This is a genomic window from Haliea alexandrii, from assembly GCF_003719295.1.
GTDB classification, from domain to species: Bacteria; Pseudomonadota; Gammaproteobacteria; order Pseudomonadales; family Halieaceae; genus Haliea; species Haliea alexandrii.
Window position 1 is genome coordinate 246,559 of sequence record NZ_RFLW01000001.1, and the last position, 15,969, is coordinate 262,527.

The 15,969-nt window shown below is 63.5% G+C and carries 14 protein-coding genes; 9 read left to right on the forward strand and 5 right to left on the reverse strand.

Going from position 1 to position 15,969, the window contains the following annotated elements; all coding sequences use genetic code 11:
* The first annotated feature begins 87 nt into the window (after window positions 1–87).
* A complete protein-coding gene (locus EGJ68_RS01155) occupies window positions 88–1,869 on the forward strand; it encodes an SLC13 family permease (RefSeq protein ID WP_123032736.1) in 1,782 nt (593 codons plus the stop codon).
* Window positions 1,870–1,890: 21 nt separating this feature from the next.
* On the opposite strand, the gene EGJ68_RS01160 is transcribed toward EGJ68_RS01155, so the two are convergent.
* Entirely contained in the window at window positions 1,891–2,658 is a 768-nt protein-coding gene (locus EGJ68_RS01160) for an EAL domain-containing protein (RefSeq protein WP_233248633.1), read from the reverse strand.
* A gap of 122 nt (window positions 2,659–2,780) precedes the next feature.
* Here EGJ68_RS01160 and frdA point away from each other — a divergent pair, with 122 nt between their 5' ends.
* The 6 genes from frdA (at window position 2,781) to frdD (ending at window position 9,743) form a co-directional block, all read left to right on the forward strand.
* Complete coding sequence (frdA, locus tag EGJ68_RS01165) at window positions 2,781–4,604, forward strand: fumarate reductase (quinol) flavoprotein subunit (protein ID WP_233248634.1); 1,824 nt, start codon at window positions 2,781–2,783, stop codon at window positions 4,602–4,604.
* Window positions 4,601–5,353, forward strand: coding sequence for a succinate dehydrogenase/fumarate reductase iron-sulfur subunit (locus EGJ68_RS01170; protein ID WP_123032737.1), 753 nt, complete (start codon window positions 4,601–4,603; stop codon window positions 5,351–5,353). Before frdA ends, EGJ68_RS01170 begins: the two co-directional genes overlap by 4 nt.
* 146 nt (window positions 5,354–5,499) lie before the next feature.
* Window positions 5,500–7,614 carry a TonB-dependent siderophore receptor gene (locus EGJ68_RS01175; RefSeq protein WP_123032738.1) on the forward strand — a complete coding sequence of 705 codons (2,115 nt, stop codon included), beginning with the start codon at window positions 5,500–5,502 and terminating at the stop codon, window positions 7,612–7,614.
* Between the two features lie 16 nt (window positions 7,615–7,630).
* Window positions 7,631–8,743 carry a PepSY-associated TM helix domain-containing protein gene (locus EGJ68_RS01180; RefSeq protein ID WP_199227890.1) on the forward strand — a complete coding sequence of 371 codons (1,113 nt, stop codon included), beginning with the start codon at window positions 7,631–7,633 and terminating at the stop codon, window positions 8,741–8,743.
* Window positions 8,744–8,988: 245 nt separating this feature from the next.
* Window positions 8,989–9,396, forward strand: coding sequence for a fumarate reductase subunit C (locus EGJ68_RS01185; RefSeq protein ID WP_123032740.1), 408 nt, complete (start codon window positions 8,989–8,991; stop codon window positions 9,394–9,396).
* A 2-nt stretch (window positions 9,397–9,398) separates the two neighbouring features.
* Entirely contained in the window at window positions 9,399–9,743 is a 345-nt protein-coding gene (frdD, locus tag EGJ68_RS01190) for a fumarate reductase subunit FrdD (protein ID WP_123032741.1), read from the forward strand.
* A 15-nt stretch (window positions 9,744–9,758) separates the two neighbouring features.
* Here the strand turns inward: frdD and hisF are convergent, their stop codons facing one another.
* The 4 genes from hisF to hisB are packed head-to-tail and all read right to left on the reverse strand — an operon-like array spanning window position 9,759 to window position 12,513.
* Window positions 9,759–10,532 (reverse strand): imidazole glycerol phosphate synthase subunit HisF, encoded by a 774-nt coding sequence (gene hisF / locus EGJ68_RS01195; RefSeq protein WP_123032742.1) that lies wholly within the window; start codon window positions 10,530–10,532, stop codon window positions 9,759–9,761.
* A 3-nt stretch (window positions 10,533–10,535) separates the two neighbouring features.
* Window positions 10,536–11,270 (reverse strand): 1-(5-phosphoribosyl)-5-[(5-phosphoribosylamino)methylideneamino]imidazole-4-carboxamide isomerase, encoded by a 735-nt coding sequence (gene hisA / locus EGJ68_RS01200; RefSeq protein ID WP_123032743.1) that lies wholly within the window; start codon window positions 11,268–11,270, stop codon window positions 10,536–10,538.
* Entirely contained in the window at window positions 11,264–11,914 is a 651-nt protein-coding gene (gene hisH, locus EGJ68_RS01205; RefSeq protein ID WP_123032744.1) for an imidazole glycerol phosphate synthase subunit HisH, read from the reverse strand. Before hisH ends, hisA begins: the two co-directional genes overlap by 7 nt.
* Window positions 11,915–11,919: 5 nt before the next feature.
* Entirely contained in the window at window positions 11,920–12,513 is a 594-nt protein-coding gene (gene hisB / locus EGJ68_RS01210; protein WP_123032745.1) for an imidazoleglycerol-phosphate dehydratase HisB, read from the reverse strand.
* Between the two features lie 276 nt (window positions 12,514–12,789).
* Between hisB and arsS the strand changes: the two genes are divergently transcribed.
* Both arsS and EGJ68_RS01220 read left to right on the forward strand, forming a co-directional pair.
* A complete protein-coding gene (arsS, locus tag EGJ68_RS01215) occupies window positions 12,790–13,749 on the forward strand; it encodes an arsenosugar biosynthesis radical SAM (seleno)protein ArsS (protein ID WP_123032746.1) in 960 nt (319 codons plus the stop codon).
* 49 nt (window positions 13,750–13,798) lie between these two features.
* Window positions 13,799–15,961 (forward strand): FAD-dependent oxidoreductase, encoded by a 2,163-nt coding sequence (locus EGJ68_RS01220; protein ID WP_123032747.1) that lies wholly within the window; start codon window positions 13,799–13,801, stop codon window positions 15,959–15,961.
* The last annotated feature ends 8 nt before the right edge of the window (window positions 15,962–15,969 follow it).

The window sequence follows — 15,969 nt, forward strand, 5'->3', positions numbered from 1 at the left end:
AAAAACAGCTAGAACAAGCGCGAACCATTCCTTTGTCGGCCACTGGTTTCCCGACTACTATCTGCCAACTTTCGCGGAGACAACATCATGATGTGGCAGGGCTGGCTTTCACTGGGTTTGGTGGGGGCGGTGCTCGCCCTGCTCATTGCCACCCGGCTGCGCCCCCACGTGGTCATGCTGGCCGCACTCACTATACTGGTTACTACCGGCGTGCTGAGCGCCGGTCAGGCGCTGGCGGGGTTCGCCAATGAAGGGCTCGCCACGGTCGCGGCCATGTTCGTGGTGGCCGGCGGCATTCAAGCCTCCGGCGGAGCGGAGCTGATTGTGCAGCGGCTACTGGGCCGGCCCGCCAGCACCCGCGGCGCCATGCTCAGGCTGTTTGCACCCGTCGCCCTGCTCAGTGCCTTTCTCAACAACACGCCCATTGTCGCCACCATGATCCCCGCGGTGAACAGCTGGTCGCGGCGTATCGGTGTGGCACCGTCCAAACTGATGATTCCCCTGAGCTACGCGGCCATCCTCGGCGGCACTCTTACGCTGGTAGGCACCAGCACCAACCTCGTCGTGAATGGGCAGTATCGCAGCCTGACGGGTAGCGACGGTTTCTCCTTGTTTGCGATCACGGCAGTCGGCCTGCCCGTCGCCCTGGCGGGTGCGGCGTTCATGTGGCTGTTCTTTGCCCGTTGGCTGCCGGAGCAGCGGGACGACGCGCCCTTTGCCAACCTGCGCGAGTTCACGCTGGAGGTGGCCATCGCCGCGGGCGGGCCGCTGGCGGGCAAAACCGTTGAACAGGCGCGGTTGCGACATCTGGTGCGGGTCTACCTGGTTGAGGTGGAACGTGAGGGGCAGGTTATTTCACCCGTGGGCCCGGAAGAGCTGCTTTGCGGCGGCGACCGGCTGGTCTTCGCTGGCGACACAGAGGCCATTGCGGATTTGCTGCGCATCAACGGCATTGAGCCTTCAACCCAGGCCGACGAGTACGGGCCATCGCAGAACCGCACTGGCAGGCACTTGGTGGAAGTGGTGGTATCGCCACACTGCGCGGCCGTGGGCCAGGCCATTCGCGATGCGCAGTTTCGAGACCGCTACGGCGCTGCGGTCTTGGCGGTGGCGCGCAATGGCGAACGCCTGCGCGGCAACCTCGGCAGCACGGAATTGGCGGGGGGCGATACACTGCTGCTGGAGGCGGGCCCGGACTTCGTTACCCGGCAGCGCCACAGCCGCGATTTCCTCCTGGTGAACGACCTCGCCACTGAACCACCGCGTCACCACCGCCTCTATCTCGCCTGGTTTATCCTGCTGGCTGTGGTGGTGGCTGCCGGCACCGGTTTAACCAGCATGCTCAATGCGGCACTGATCGGCGCGTTACTCATGCTCTTCACCGGGTGCTGCTCACTGGAGCAGGCAGAGCGCAGCCTGGACATGGGGGTGTTGCTCACCATTGGCGCATCCTTTGCCCTGGGAGCCGCACTGGAGCAATCTGGCGCGGCGCTGGTTCTGGCGCAGGGGTTGATCACTCTGGGAGGCGACAGGCCATGGCTGCTGTTGATGCTCACCTACTTCACCGTGTCACTGCTCACTGAAGTCATCACCAATAACGCCGCCGCCATTCTCATGCTGCCCATTGCCCTCAGCATCACCGCGAGCGCAGGGCTAGACCCAACGCCTTTTGTGCTGGCGATCATGATGGCGGCCTCGGCCAGTTTCGCCACACCGCTGGGCTACCAGACCAACCTCATGGTGTATGGCCCGGGCGGTTACCGCTTCACCGACTTCCTGCGCGTGGGTGTGCCCATGAACCTGTTTATAGGCGCCGTCACCCTGGGCGTACTGTTACTCGGCTGGCCGCTGCAGGCGGGCGCTGCATAGCGAGCCCCCAGCTGTGAGCATTTAAAGGTCGCTGAAATCCACCTCAGGCAAGCGTTCAAACCCGGGGCGGGCGAAGAAGTAGCCCTGCATCAGTGACACCCCCGCGTCGCGCAACCACAGCATTTCCTCGCGCGACTCCACGCCCTCGGCAAGCGGCGTGATATTCAGGTCGCGGCACAGATTAATACAGTTTCTGGTAATGCACTGCCGCGCGTGGTCATGACTGATATTGCGAATGAGCCCCATATCGATCTTCACCAGGTCAGTCTGGAAATCGGCCAACAGACTCAGGCCCGCGTAGCCCGCGCCGAAGTCGTCAATCGCAGTGACAAAACCGAGTTTCTGGTAATAGTCGACAATGCGCTTGATGAAACCACCATCCTTAACACGCTCAACTTCCGTGAATTCGAACATGATTTGGCGGGTGGGGAAACCGTACTTGCGCGCAGCTTCCAGGGTAGTCCGAATGCAGCGCTCTGGCTTATAAACGGCGTTGGGAAGAAAGTTGATGCTGAGCATGGCATCAACCTCCAGTTCTGCGGCCAGGGAAATCGCCTTGATGCGACACAACTGGTCGAACAGATAGCGATTGTCCTCGGTGACATTTTTGATAACCGAATAGGCGGACTCTTCATTCAAACCACGAACCAGCGCCTCGTAACCGAAGATAGTTTTTTTCTGCAGGTCAACGATAGGCTGGAAGGCCATGGTGAAGTCAAAGCCGAGGTCGTCATCGCCCGCACATTGGCCGCATGCCAACCGGTCATCGATATTGAGAATATCATCCACGCTTGCCTCCTCGCTGGATGCTCCGGGAAACGGTGACTGAAAAAAAACGGATGCCAGGGCTTGCGCCGACGCTCTGGCTGCTGATTTTCATCGCATTGCATCCCGCAGGATGAGCGGTGAGAATGCAACAAAATGCAACACCACGCAATGACGCCTGCAAGAGGGCCTTTGCCATGAACCAGCAGACGGCAGACATCGTAATCGTGGGTGGCGGGGGTGCGGGCCTGCGCGCGGCGATTGCCGCAGCCGAGGCCAACCCAGGCCTGGATATTCTGTTACTTTCCAAGGTGTACCCCATGCGCAGCCACACCGTGGCGGCGGAGGGCGGCTGCGCTGGCGTCATTCAGCCACACGACAGCGTGGACGCGCATTTTGACGACACCGTCGCGGGGGGTGACTGGCTCTGTGACCAGGACGTGGTAGATTATTTCGTGCGCCACGCCACGGAGGAGAACCTGCGCCTGGAGCACTGGGGCTGCCCCTGGAGCCGCAAGCCGGACGGCAGTATCAACGTGCGCGCCTTCGGCGGCATGCAGATAGAACGTACCTGGTTCGCCGCGGACAAGACCGGCTTCCATATTCTGCACACGCTGTTCCAGACCTCGCTCCAGTACCCGGCCATTCGACGCTGTGACGAGTATTTCTGCACCGACCTGCTGGTGGAAGACGGTCACTGCGGTGGCCTGCTGGCTATCGACATGCGCAGCGGCGAGCAGACATTGATAGCCGCCTCGGCCGTCATTCTCGCCACCGGCGGCGCGGCACGCGTCTACCGCTACAACACCAACGGCGGCATTGTGACCGGCGATGGCATGGCGCTGGCCTACCGCCAGGGCGTACCCCTGCGCGACATGGAGTTCATGCAGTACCATCCCACCGGCCTGCCGGGCTCCGGCATTCTGATCACCGAGGCGGCGCGTGGCGAGGGCGGCGTACTCACCAACCGCGATGGCTACCGCTACCTGCAGGATTATGGCCTGGGCCCGGAAACCCCGCTGGGCCGGCCCCAGAACAAGCAGATGGAGCTGGGGCCCCGCGACCGCCTCAGCCAGGCCTTCTGGCACGAACAGCTTGCCGGCCGCACCGTGGCCACCGAGCGGGGCGAGGCGGTGTACCTGGACCTTCGGCACCTCGGCGAACAGCATATTCAGGAACGGCTACCCTTCATTCGCGATCTCGCGCGCACCTACGTCAACGTGGACGCAGTGCGTGAACCGATTCCGGTGCGACCCACGGCCCACTACACCATGGGGGGCATTCAAACCGACCGCCATACCGCTACCTGCCTGCCCGGGTTGTATGCGGTGGGCGAGTGCGCCAGCATCGGCCTGCATGGCGCCAACCGATTGGGATCCAACTCACTGGCAGAGCTGAGTGTATTCGGGCGGCTGGCCGGGGAACAGGCGGCCGACCGTGCGGCGCAAGGGCATGCGGTGAACCCACAGGCGCTGCGCCAGCAGGCCGAAGCACGAGCGGTTGAGCGGGAAGCCCTGCGTACGGCAGACGGCCCGGAACGTCTTCCGGTGCTGCGCGATGAAATGGCCGCGTCGATGGAAGCCGGCATCGGTATATTCCGCAGCCCCGCAAGCATGACCGCAACCACGGAGAAAATTGCCGAACTCAAGGCGCGCTACCAGCAACTCGGCCTCCGCGACCGCAGCCGCGCCTTCAACACCGAATGGTTGCAGGCCATCGAGCTCGGCTTTCTGCTGGACGTGGCGGAAGCCATGAGCTACTCCGCGCTCGCGCGTCAGGAGTCCCGCGGCAGCCACCAGCGTCCGGAGGATTTCCCGGTACGTGATGACGCGCACTTCCTCCGCCACAGCCTGGCCCAACAACAGCGTGGCGGCGCACCCGCTATCAACTGGCAGGATGTGGTCATCACACGCTCGGCACCGGGTGAACGGCATTATGGCGGCAAGGCGACAGGGGAGGCAGGCACGTGAACGGCACTCTCGAACTGGTCGTCACGCGCTACCTCCCGGAGCAGGACACGCAGCCCCGGGAGCAAAGCTACACGGTGCCCTATGGGGAAGACATGTCCGTACTCGACGCGCTCAACTACATCAAGGACGAGCTGGACCCGTCGTTGAGCCACCGCTGGTCTTGCCGCATGGCGATTTGCGGCAGCTGCGGTGTGATGGTGAACGGGGAGCCGAAACTGTCCTGCAAGACGTTCCTGCGCGACTACCGTAAGGCGGGGGTGGTGAGAGTGCGCGCGCTCGACAACCTGCCGGTGGAGCGAGACCTGATTGCGGACATCAGCGGCGTGGTCGAGCATATCGAGGCGGTGAAGCCGTGGTTGATACGCCACAATTCAGCTCCCGCCAGCGAGGCACACACGCAAACCCCGGCACAGATGGCGCGCTACCACGCCTTCAGCCAGTGCATCAATTGCGCGCTGTGCTATGCCGCTTGCCCACAGTTCGGGCGCAACCCCGAGTTCCTGGGCCCTGCCGCGCTGACCCTGGCGCAGCGCTACAACCTCGATTCCCGGGATGAAGGCAAGGAAGAGCGCATGCCCTGGCTGAACGCCACCGAAGGCGTGTGGAGCTGTACCTTCGTCGGCTACTGCTCGGAAGTCTGCCCCAAGGATGTCGACCCGGCTTCGGCCATCAACCGCGGCAAGGTGGCATCGGACATCAACTACGGCGTGAACGTGTTCCGCCTGTTGCGGGGCAAGGGCGACGCCTGAACCGCGACAAAAACCTCCTCTCGCTTGCGCTGATGAAGCGCGGTTCGTTGACGTTATTGCAAATCGTAATGATAATACATATCATTTACGTTATTGCAGTGGCAGTGGCCGCGGCGTTTACCGGTCGACATCAATGAGGGGGTTCAATGAAAGCGGTTTCGGGCGAACAGTGGCTGACAGGGGCGTTGTTACTGGGTTTGTGGCAGGGTGCAACCGCCGTGGCGGAGGAAAGCACACCGGCACTGGAGGAGCTGGTGGTCTACGGCGCGGGCTACCGCACGACCGGGACCAAGTCGGACCTGCTGCCCATGGATGCTCCGATGAGTTACGAAATCTACGATGGGGAATTACTTGCGCGCCGCCAGGTGGACACCGTCAACGAGGCGCTGCGCTACGTGCCCGGGGTGACACCGGAGAATCGCGGCACGGTCACCATCTTCGACCAGTACACCATTCGCGGCTTCGACAGCTACTACAACTACTACGATGGCCTGCCCCTGCAATACAACAACCTGTGGAACCTCGTTCCGCAGGTTGATGCCTTCGCCACGGAGACAATTGAGATACTCAAGGGCCCCACCTCGGTACTGTACGGGTCCGCGCCGCCCGGCGGCATGGTCAACCAGACTGCCAAGCAACCCCTGGCAGAACAGCAAACCCTGTTGCGCCTGCGCAGCGGCAGCAGTGACCTGCGCGAGATAGGCCTCGATACCACCGGCCCGGCCAGCGACAGCGTCAACTACCGCCTCGTCGCCCTGTGGCGGGAAAGCGACGGACAGCAGGTCACCACGGAAGAGGAGCGCCGCACGCTGGCACCTTCCCTGACCTGGGACATCTCCTCGCGCACACGCCTCAACGTCAACCTCTATTATCAGGACGACCCGGCTCTCGTGCCCTCGACACCGCTGCCGGCCCTCGGCACGCTGTATCGCGCCGACTACGGGCGCTTGGGCGTCGATGCATTCGCCGGGGATCGTGCCTGGTCGGGCATGGAGCGCGAAGTCATCCTGTTGGGTTACAAGCTTGACCACGCCTTCAACGAGCAGTGGTCCTTCCTGCAGAACTTCCGCTATACGGATGCCGAGGCCCTGCAGAAAAATACCTACAACTACGGGCTGCAAGTCGATGGCCGCACGCTTACCCGCAGCGCCTACTTCACAGACGAAGCACAAGAGGGTTTCGTGGTAGACAACCAGCTGGCCTGGAGCACGAAACTTGCGGGCGCCTCCCACCGTGTTCTGCTCGGCGTTGAATACCGCGAGCTGGATTCCGACATCCGCTACGGCGACACCCTGGGCTTCGCTACGCCCGCCATTGACCTGGCGGCACCCAACCACAGTCTGTTCGACCCCGCGAGCCTGCCGCTGGACAGCTATACCGAAGGCCACCGTATCGAACAGGAGCAAGTGGGCGTCTACCTGCAGGATGAAATTCGCTGGCAGGCGCTGACGGTGGTGGCCGGCCTGCGCTGGGACGACTACGAGAGCAGTGATGTCGCCGAGAACAACTATCTGGGGTTCGCCTACGGCAGCACCACCAAGATCGACCAGGACGAAGTCAGCGGCCGCCTTGCCGCCATGCTCCATTTGAACAGTGGCTGGGCACCCTACCTGAACTATTCAGAATCCTTCGAACCCACCTCCGGCCAGGATTCCCTCACCGGCCAGGCCTTTGAGCCGACCACAGCGGAGCAGCTGGAAGCGGGTGTGAAGTATCAGGCGACAGACCGCGACCTCACCCTGACTGCTGCGTGGTTCGACCTGCGCAAGCAGAATGTGGTGGTAAACACTCCTGACTTCATGCAGTACACCCAGAACGGCGAAGTGAAGTCAGAGGGGGTAGAACTGGCGCTGAACACCCGACTCGGGCCGCAGTGGACGCTAGACGCTACCGCCACCTGGCTGGATATTGCGGTCACCGATAACCCCCTGAACCCGTCGCTGGTGGGCAACACACCGGTGTGGGTCGCAGACCGCCAGGCGGCACTGTGGCTGGGCTGGGAGCCGTTGCCCTCGCTGGCGTTCAACGCCGGCGTTCGCTACGTGGGTGAAAGCCAGCTGGACGCGGCAAACACCGATACCCTGCCATCCTACACGCTCTACGATCTGGTGGTTTCCTGGGCTATCGACGACACCTGGGAGCTGGGCCTGAGCGCCACCAACCTCACCGACGAAACCTACGTGGGTGCCTGTTATGACGCCAGCAACTGCTGGATGGGTGTCGAGCGCCGCGTGGAAGCGGTGCTCAACGCGCGCTTCTGACGCCGTGCGTCGCTGGGTGTTCAAACTGCACAGCGCGCTGGCATTGCTGGCGCTGCTGCCGCTGTTGCTGATCGTGTTGACCGGCAGCCTGCTGGTATTCAAGTTCGAAATCGACAGCCTGCTCATGCCGGGCCAGGTGCTGGTGCAGCCTCCCGAGGATGCCCGGCGCCTGCCGCTGGACGAGCTGATGGCGCGTATCAACCGCGCCCAGCCCGACTACGAGCTGGGCAGCTGGGAGCTGTTCGACGATGCGCGCACCGCTGACCGCGTATACCTCATTCGGCGCGGCAGCGAGCATTGGTTCAAGGCGCACCTGAACCCCTACAGCGGCGAGCTCCTCGATCAGCCAGCGGGGCTGCACCACGCCCTGACCGACTGGCTGCTTAACCTGCACTACACGCTGCTGCTGGACGGGCGCTTCGAGTCCGCTCCGCATCTGGGCTTGATCGTGGGTTTGCTGGCCGCCATTTGTCTGAGTGCCCTGGGGATTTCCGGGCTGATCCTTTACCGGCGTTTCTGGCGGCACTTCTTCAGCTTTCGCCGGGACCATCGGCCAATGGTGGTAACGCGCCAGCTGCATCGCCTGCTCGGCATCTGGAGCTCGCCCGTTCTGCTGCTGGTGGGTTTGACCGGGCTCTACTTCAACGCCGTTGCCTACCTGGAGGAGTCCGGGGAGCACATGGAGGGCGGGCACCACATCATGCAGGAGCGCCTCTATAACGACAGCCTGGATTTCGAGGCGCTGCTGGCAGACAGCCACCAGCAGATCAGCGGCTTCGAGCCCACCTACCTGCTGTTCCCCTTCGAGCCCGGTCAGGCCTTCACCGTGTTCGGTGCCGTGCCCGGCATGAGCATACTGGCCAGCGAATACGGCTCTGCCGTGAGCTACGATGCGCAAAGCGGTCACGTCGAGGTGGCCTACGACCTGCGCGAGCAGCCGCTGCTGGCGCGCGCGGTCGACAGCTTCCGCAAGCTGCATTTCGGCCACTTTGCCGGCCTGCCATCGAAAATCATCTGGGCGCTGGGTGGCCTGTGTCTGGTCGCCATGCCGCTCACTGGGGTGGCGATGTGGTACAGCCGCAAGCGCCGGCAATGGACGCGGCGGGGCACCACCGTACAGCCCGCGTAGCAACGCGTCAGCAGTAAATCCCTCCATGCCAGTAGCGATGCCTTGGCGCAGAGAGTCGCGGTAAAGGAGTGGCGATGAAGAAGATGCGGGAGAGCACAGGCTCTGCTACTGTCCCTGTATTGGCCGACACCAAGGGCACCCACCATTGCCCACAGCGTGCGTGAGCATAACACCACGGCAGCCTGCACACGCGTCGGACAGCAACCACGGCGTACAACCCGTCCGCTTGGTGCGAGGTAAAGGCGATGCGTAAACCCTGGCAACCCCGTCAGCCACGCGACTGGTGGCTGCACAACCCGGCCTACCGCCGCTATATGCTGCGGGAGGCCACCGCGCTGCCCCTGCTGCTGTACACCCTGCTGTTGCTCACTGGTATCTACCAGCTCGCGCGCGGGCCGGTTGCCTTCGGCGCCTGGCTCGCCTGGCTGCAAACACCGGCGATGCTCGTCCTGCAGGGCATAGCACTCGCCGCCGCGCTGCTGCACGCGGTCACCTGGGTGGCGCTGGTGCCGAAGATTCTGGTGATTGACAGCGACCGCCTGCGCATTGCCCCACGGCATGTGCTGCGCGCCCATCAACTCGCTGCGCTGGGCTGCAACCTGGGCCTGATAGGCGCCACACTGTGGTTGCTGTGGCCGGCTGGAGGGCACTAGCGATGCGCCGCTCCCACGAACCCATCAGCTGGTCACTGTTTGGCGCCGGTGGCATGCTGCTGGCGCTTATTGGCCCCGGGCTAATTGTCAGTACGCTGTTGCTGCCATGGCTAACGCAGGATCCGCAGGCCCTCTACGTCAGCTTCAGCGCCGGGCTGCGTCATCCACTGGGCACCTGCGCGGCGCTGGCTGTGGTTGCCTTGCCCCTCTACCACACGGCACATCGTCTGTATCACGGCCTGCACGACCTGCATATCACCGGGCCAGGCTGGCTGCTGGGTGGGGTTTTCTACGGCGGGGCAACTGTGCTCAGTGCACTGTGTGCGTTCTGGCTGCTTGCGCTGTAGCCACGCACGTGGCGGCTAGCGGCGGACTTCGATGCCCCGTTCTGCCATATAGGCCTTGGCCTCGGGTACGGTGTATTCCGCAAAGTGGAAAATGCTCGCCGCCAGCACGGCATCGGCGCCGCCGAGCAAAATGCCGTCCACCAAGTGCTGCAGGTTACCCACACCGCCGGAGGCGATCACCGGAATATCCACGGCATCGGTAATGGCCCGCGTCACGCCCAGCTCAAAGCCGTTTTTGGTGCCGTCGCGGTCCATGCTGGTAAGCAGGATTTCCCCGGCCCCCAGCTCCGCCATCTTCACCGCCCAGGCCACCGCGTCAATGCCGGTGGGTTTGCGCCCGCCGTGGGTGAATATCTCCCAGCGCGGCTTGCCCTCCACATCGGCCACGCGCTTGGCGTCAATGGCCACCACAATGCACTGGGCACCGAAGCGCTGCGAGGCCTGACGCACCAGCTCCGGGTTGTGAATCGCGGCGGTGTTGATGCTGACTTTGTCGGCGCCGGCATTGAGCATGGTGCGGATGTCATCGACTGAGCGAATGCCGCCGCCTACCGTGAGCGGGATGAACACCTGTTCGGCAATCTGCTCAACCGTGTGCACCGTGGTCTCGCGGCCCTCGTGGCTGGCGGTGATGTCGAGAAAGGTGATTTCATCGGCACCCTGCTCGTTGTAGCGGCGGGCGATTTCCACCGGGTCACCCGCGTCGCGGATCCCGACGAAGTTGACGCCCTTGACCACACGGCCGTTGTCGACATCGAGGCAGGGGATGATGCGCTTGGCCAGGCCCACGCGTCAGCCCGCCGAGTCACACAGGCGCTGAGCTTCAGCCACGTCCAGCGTGCCCTCGTAAATAGCGCGACCGGTAATGGCGCCGCAGATGCCCTCGTGGGCCACGGCCCGCAGGGCGCGAATGTCATTCATATTAGTGATGCCGCCAGAGGCGATGACCGGAATGCTGGACGCACGGGCCATGCCCAGCGTGGCTTCCACGTTCACACCCTGCATCATGCCGTCGCGGGCGATATCGGTATACACGATGGCAGACACACCATCTGCCTCAAACTGCCGGGCGAGGTCTGTCGCCAGCACCGTGGACACTTCCGCCCAACCGTCGGTGGCCACCAGGCCCTCTTTTGCGTCCAGGCCGACGATCACCTTGCCGGGAAAGGCGCGGCAGGCCTCGGCCACAAACGCCGGTTCCTTGACCGCCTTGGTGCCGATAATCACGTAGTCCACGCCGGCACGCACGTAGTGTTCGATGGTGTCGAGGCTGCGAATACCGCCGCCGATCTGGATCGGCAGGCCGGGGTAGGCCGCCGCGATCGCGGTCACCACCTCGCCATTCACCGGCTCGCCGGCAAAGGCGCCGTTCAGGTCCACCAGGTGCAGGCGCCGGCAGCCGGCGTCTACCCAGCGCCGGGCAACGGCAACCGGGTCATCGGAGAACACCGTGCTGTCCTCCATCAGGCCCTGGCGCAGGCGCACGCACTGGCCGTCCTTGAGGTCGATAGCGGGGATAATCAGCATGCGGGAGTCCAGTTGATGAAGTTGCGCAGCAGTTGCAGCCCGGCGGTGTGACTCTTCTCCGGGTGAAACTGGGTGGCGAAGAGGTTGTCGCGGGCCAGTGCAGCGTCGGCACACACACCGTAGTCGACGCTGCCGGCAAGCAGCGAACGGTCGGTGGCGGTGACGTAATAGCTGTGCACGAAATAAAAGCGGGTGGCATCCGGAATACCGTTCCAGAGTGGGTGCTCACTTACCTTGCGAACCTCACTCCAACCCATGTGCGGCACCTTCAGGCGCTGCCCGTCGGCGTCGTGCAACGGGTGACCGAAATGACGCACCGTACCGGGAATCACGTTCAGGCAGTCTACGCCGCCGTTTTCTTCCGAGTGGCTCATCAGCGCCTGCATACCCACGCAAATGGCCAGTACGGGCTTGTGCTGTTCGGTCAGCGCCACCTGCAACAGTTCGTCACAGCGCAGGCGACGTATCTCTGCCATGCAATCACGAATGGCGCCGACGCCCGGAAACACCACACGGTCCGCCGCGCGAATCTGCTCCACGTCGTGGGTCACCACCACCCGCTCGGCGCCCACATGCGCCAGCGCACTGGCCACCGAATGCAGGTTGCCCATGCCGTAGTCGATCACTGCCACTGAAGCGCTCACGGGTGTTACAGCACGCCCTTGGTGGAGGGCATCATACCGGCCATGGCCGGGTCTGCCGACAGCGCCATACGCAGTGCACGGCCAAAGGCCTTGAACACCGTTTCGATCTGGTGGTGGGTATTGTCGCCGCGCAGGTTGTCGATATGCAGCGTCACTTGGGCGTGATTGACGAAGCCGTGGAAGAATTCCTGGAACAGGTCCACATCGAAACCGCCCACGGACGCGCGCGTGAACGGGATGTGATACACCAGCCCGGGCCGACCCGAGAAGTCCACCACAACACGAGACAGCGCTTCATCCAGGGGCACGTAGCTGTGGCCGTAGCGCACAATGCCTTTCTTGTCGCCCACCGCTTTGGTAAACGCCTGGCCGAGGGTGATACCGATGTCCTCCACCGTGTGGTGGTCATCGATGTGCAGGTCACCCTTGGCGTGGATGTCCAGGTCGATCAGGCCGTGGCGCGCGATCTGGTCCAGCATGTGCTCGAGGAAGGGTATGCCGGTGTCGAATTTCGCCTGGCCGGAACCGTCGAGATTCACCGTCGCGGTGATCTGCGTTTCCAGCGTGTTGCGAGTTACACTCGCCTTGCGCTCAGACATGCTGTTCTCCAGAACCTGCACGGGCGGATGGGACCGGGGCGTGCCCGGAAAAGCGCGCCATTATAGAAGAAAGCGGGGGCGAATTCACCGTTCTATCCACCGCGTTCTATGCGCCTCGGGCACACGCACCGCTGGCATCGACAGCGAACAACCGCCAAACCGTGCCGCCAGCTGCTAAACTGCAGCGCGCCCGGTAACGTAACAATGTACCACCCACCGCATCCAAACACGGCAGACGCAACCTCCGGGGCACTGCCGCAAAAGGACTCAACGCTCATGCATGCCACCCTACCGCTGCTGGAAGCCACCGATTTCCCCACCATCAGGCGCGGCGACCTGCAAACCCTGCAGGTCAACCTGGGCTACCTGTGCAACCAGAGCTGCGTGCACTGCCACGTCAACGCCGGACCCACGCGCACCGAGATGATGAGCGACGACCTTATCGAGCTCATCCCACGGGTATTGCAAGCACGCGACATCTCGCTGCTGGACCTCACCGGCGGCGCACCGGAAATGCACCCGCGTTTTCGTGACCTGGTGGCCGCAGCCACCGCCCAGGGCGTGAAAGTGATAGACCGCTGCAACCTCACCATTCTGCGCGAGCCGGGTTACGAGGATATGGCCGCTTTCCTGGCACAGCACCGGGTCGATATCGTGGCCTCCATGCCCTGTTATTCACCGGCCAACGTTGACCAGCAACGCGGCAACGGGGTGTTCGACAAGAGCATTGCCGCCCTGCAGGCGCTGAACGCCCTGGGTTACGGTCAGCCCGGCAGCGGCCTCGCGCTGAACCTGGTGTACAACCCGCTTGGGCCCAGCCTGCCCCCCAATCAGCAGGCGCTGGAAGCGGACTACAAGCGGGAACTGCGCGCCCATTTCGATATCGAATTCAACGCGCTGTTCACGCTGGCCAACATGCCCATAAAGCGCTTTGGCAGCACGCTGGTTTCCAAAGGGCAATTCGCGAGCTACATGCAGTTGCTGAAAGATGCCTACCAGCCCGGCAACCTGAACGGCGTGATGTGCCGCTCGCTGGTGAGCGTGGACTGGCAGGGCTACCTGTACGACTGCGATTTCAATCAGCAGCTGGACCTGCCCCTGCCCGGACAGGGCAGCCGACCCGAGCTGCACAGCCTGCTGGTTGCCGACGTGCGCGGCGCGGAGATACGGACCGCCGACCATTGCTATGGCTGCACCGCTGGCCAGGGCAGCAGCTGCGGTGGCGCGCTGAACTGAGCTACCCCACAACCGGGTGCCCTCGGCGGCTCCCCCAAGGATAACAACGGTGAACCGAAAGCTCTTGATTGTGCTGGCCCTGCTCGGCCTCGTGCTGGCATTTTTTGCCCTTGGCCTGCACAACTACCTGACCCTCGACCAGCTAAAAGCCAGCCAGGCCCGGTTTGCCAACCTGCTGGCGGCACACCCGGTGGCGGTTCCAGCGGCCTATTTTGGCATTTATGTGGTGGTCACAGCGCTCTCCCTGCCGGGTGCTGCCATTATGACGCTGGCCGGCGGCGCGCTGTTCGGCCTGGGTTTCGGCCTGCTGCTGGTGTCCTTCGCGTCCAGTATCGGCGCCACTCTGGCTTTCCTCGTTGCCCGCTTCCTGCTGCGCGACAGCGTGCAGCACCGCTTCGGCGAGCGCCTGCGCGCCATCGACCGCGGCATTGAGCGCGATGGCGCGTTTTACCTGTTCACCCTGCGGCTGGTGCCCGTTTTTCCGTTTTTCATCATCAACCTGTTGATGGGCCTTACCCGCCTGCGCACCTGGACGTTCTACTGGGTCAGCCAGGCAGGCATGCTGGCGGGTACCGCGGTGTATGTGAACGCCGGCACTCAACTCGCCGGCATTGAGCGTATCGGCGACATTCTTTCCCCGCAGTTGCTGCTGTCATTTGTGTTGCTCGGCCTTTTTCCCTGGGTCGCCAAGCTGTTGGTGGGCACCATACAGCGCCGCCGCGTGTACCGGCGCTGGCAGCGGCCGGCGCGCTTCGACCGCAACCTGGTAGTGATTGGGGCAGGCGCCGGCGGTTTGGTGTCTGCCTACATCGCCGCGGCAGTGAAGGCGAAAGTCACCTTGGTAGAAGCGCACAAGATGGGAGGTGACTGCCTCAACTACGGCTGTGTACCGAGCAAGGCACTGATCAAGAGCGCCAAAGTGGCGCAGCAAATGCGCCACGCCGATGCATACGGACTCAACCCCGGTGAGCCACAGTTCAGCTTTCCCGCCATCATGGCGCGTATCCACCGCATCATCGCCGCCATCGAGCCTCACGACAGCGTGGAGCGCTACACCGGCCTCGGCGTGGAGGTGCTGCAGGGTTATGCCCGCATTATCGACCCCTGGACGGTGGATATCGCCTTGAACAACGGCGGCACACAGCGCCTGACCACCCGCTCGATCGTGATTGCCGCCGGGGCCGCGCCGCTGGTGCCGGACCTGCCCGGGCTGGAAGACGCGGGGTATGTCACCAGCGATACCCTCTGGGAGCGCTTCGCCGAGCTGGACGCTCTACCGCAACGCCTGGTGGTAATGGGCGGCGGGCCGATTGGCTCCGAACTCGCCCAGGCCTTCGCCCGGCTCGGCGCCCATGTCACCCAGGTAGAACGCGGCCCCCGTATCCTGCCGAAGGAAGACCTGGAGGTCGCCGAGTTGGCGCGCGAGGCGCTGATGGCAGACGGCGTGCAGGTGCTCACCGGACATACGGCGTTGCGCTGTGAGCAGGACGCGGGCGAAAAGCGGCTGATCGTGGAACACGCCGGCACCGAGCTGGCCGTGCCCTTCGACCAGCTACTGGTATCCGTAGGCCGACAGGCGCGGCTTACAGGCTACGGCCTGGAGGAGCTCGGCATTCCGACCAATCGCACTGTGAACACCAACGACTATCTGGAAACCCTCTACCCCAACATCTATGCCGCGGGGGATGTCGCCGGGCCCTACCAGTTCACTCACACCGCAGCACACATGGCGTGGTACGCGGCCGTAAACGCGTTGTTCGGGCAATTCAAGCGCTTCAAAGTGGACTACGCTGTGATCCCCTGGACCACCTTCATCGACCCGGAGGTGGCGCGCGTGGGCCTGAGTGAGCAGGAGGCCATCGACCGCGGCATCCCCCACGAAGTTACCCGCTTCGAGCTCGCCGAGCTGGACCGGGCGATCGCCGACAGCGCCACCCGGGGCTTTGTGAAAGTGCTCACCGTGCCCGGGCGCGACCGTATTCTGGGCGCCACCATCGTTGGCACTCAGGGTGGCGATCTGCTGGCGGAGTTTGTGCTGGCCATGCGTCACGGCCTGGGGTTGAACAAAATCCTCGGCACTATCCACACCTACCCCACGCTGGCCGAAGCCAACAAATACGCCGCCGGCGCGTGGAAGAAGGCCCACGCACCGGAGCGCGTCCTGCGTTGGCTGCAGCGCTACCACCAGTGGCGGCGCGGCGGCACAGACTAAGAGCGCAA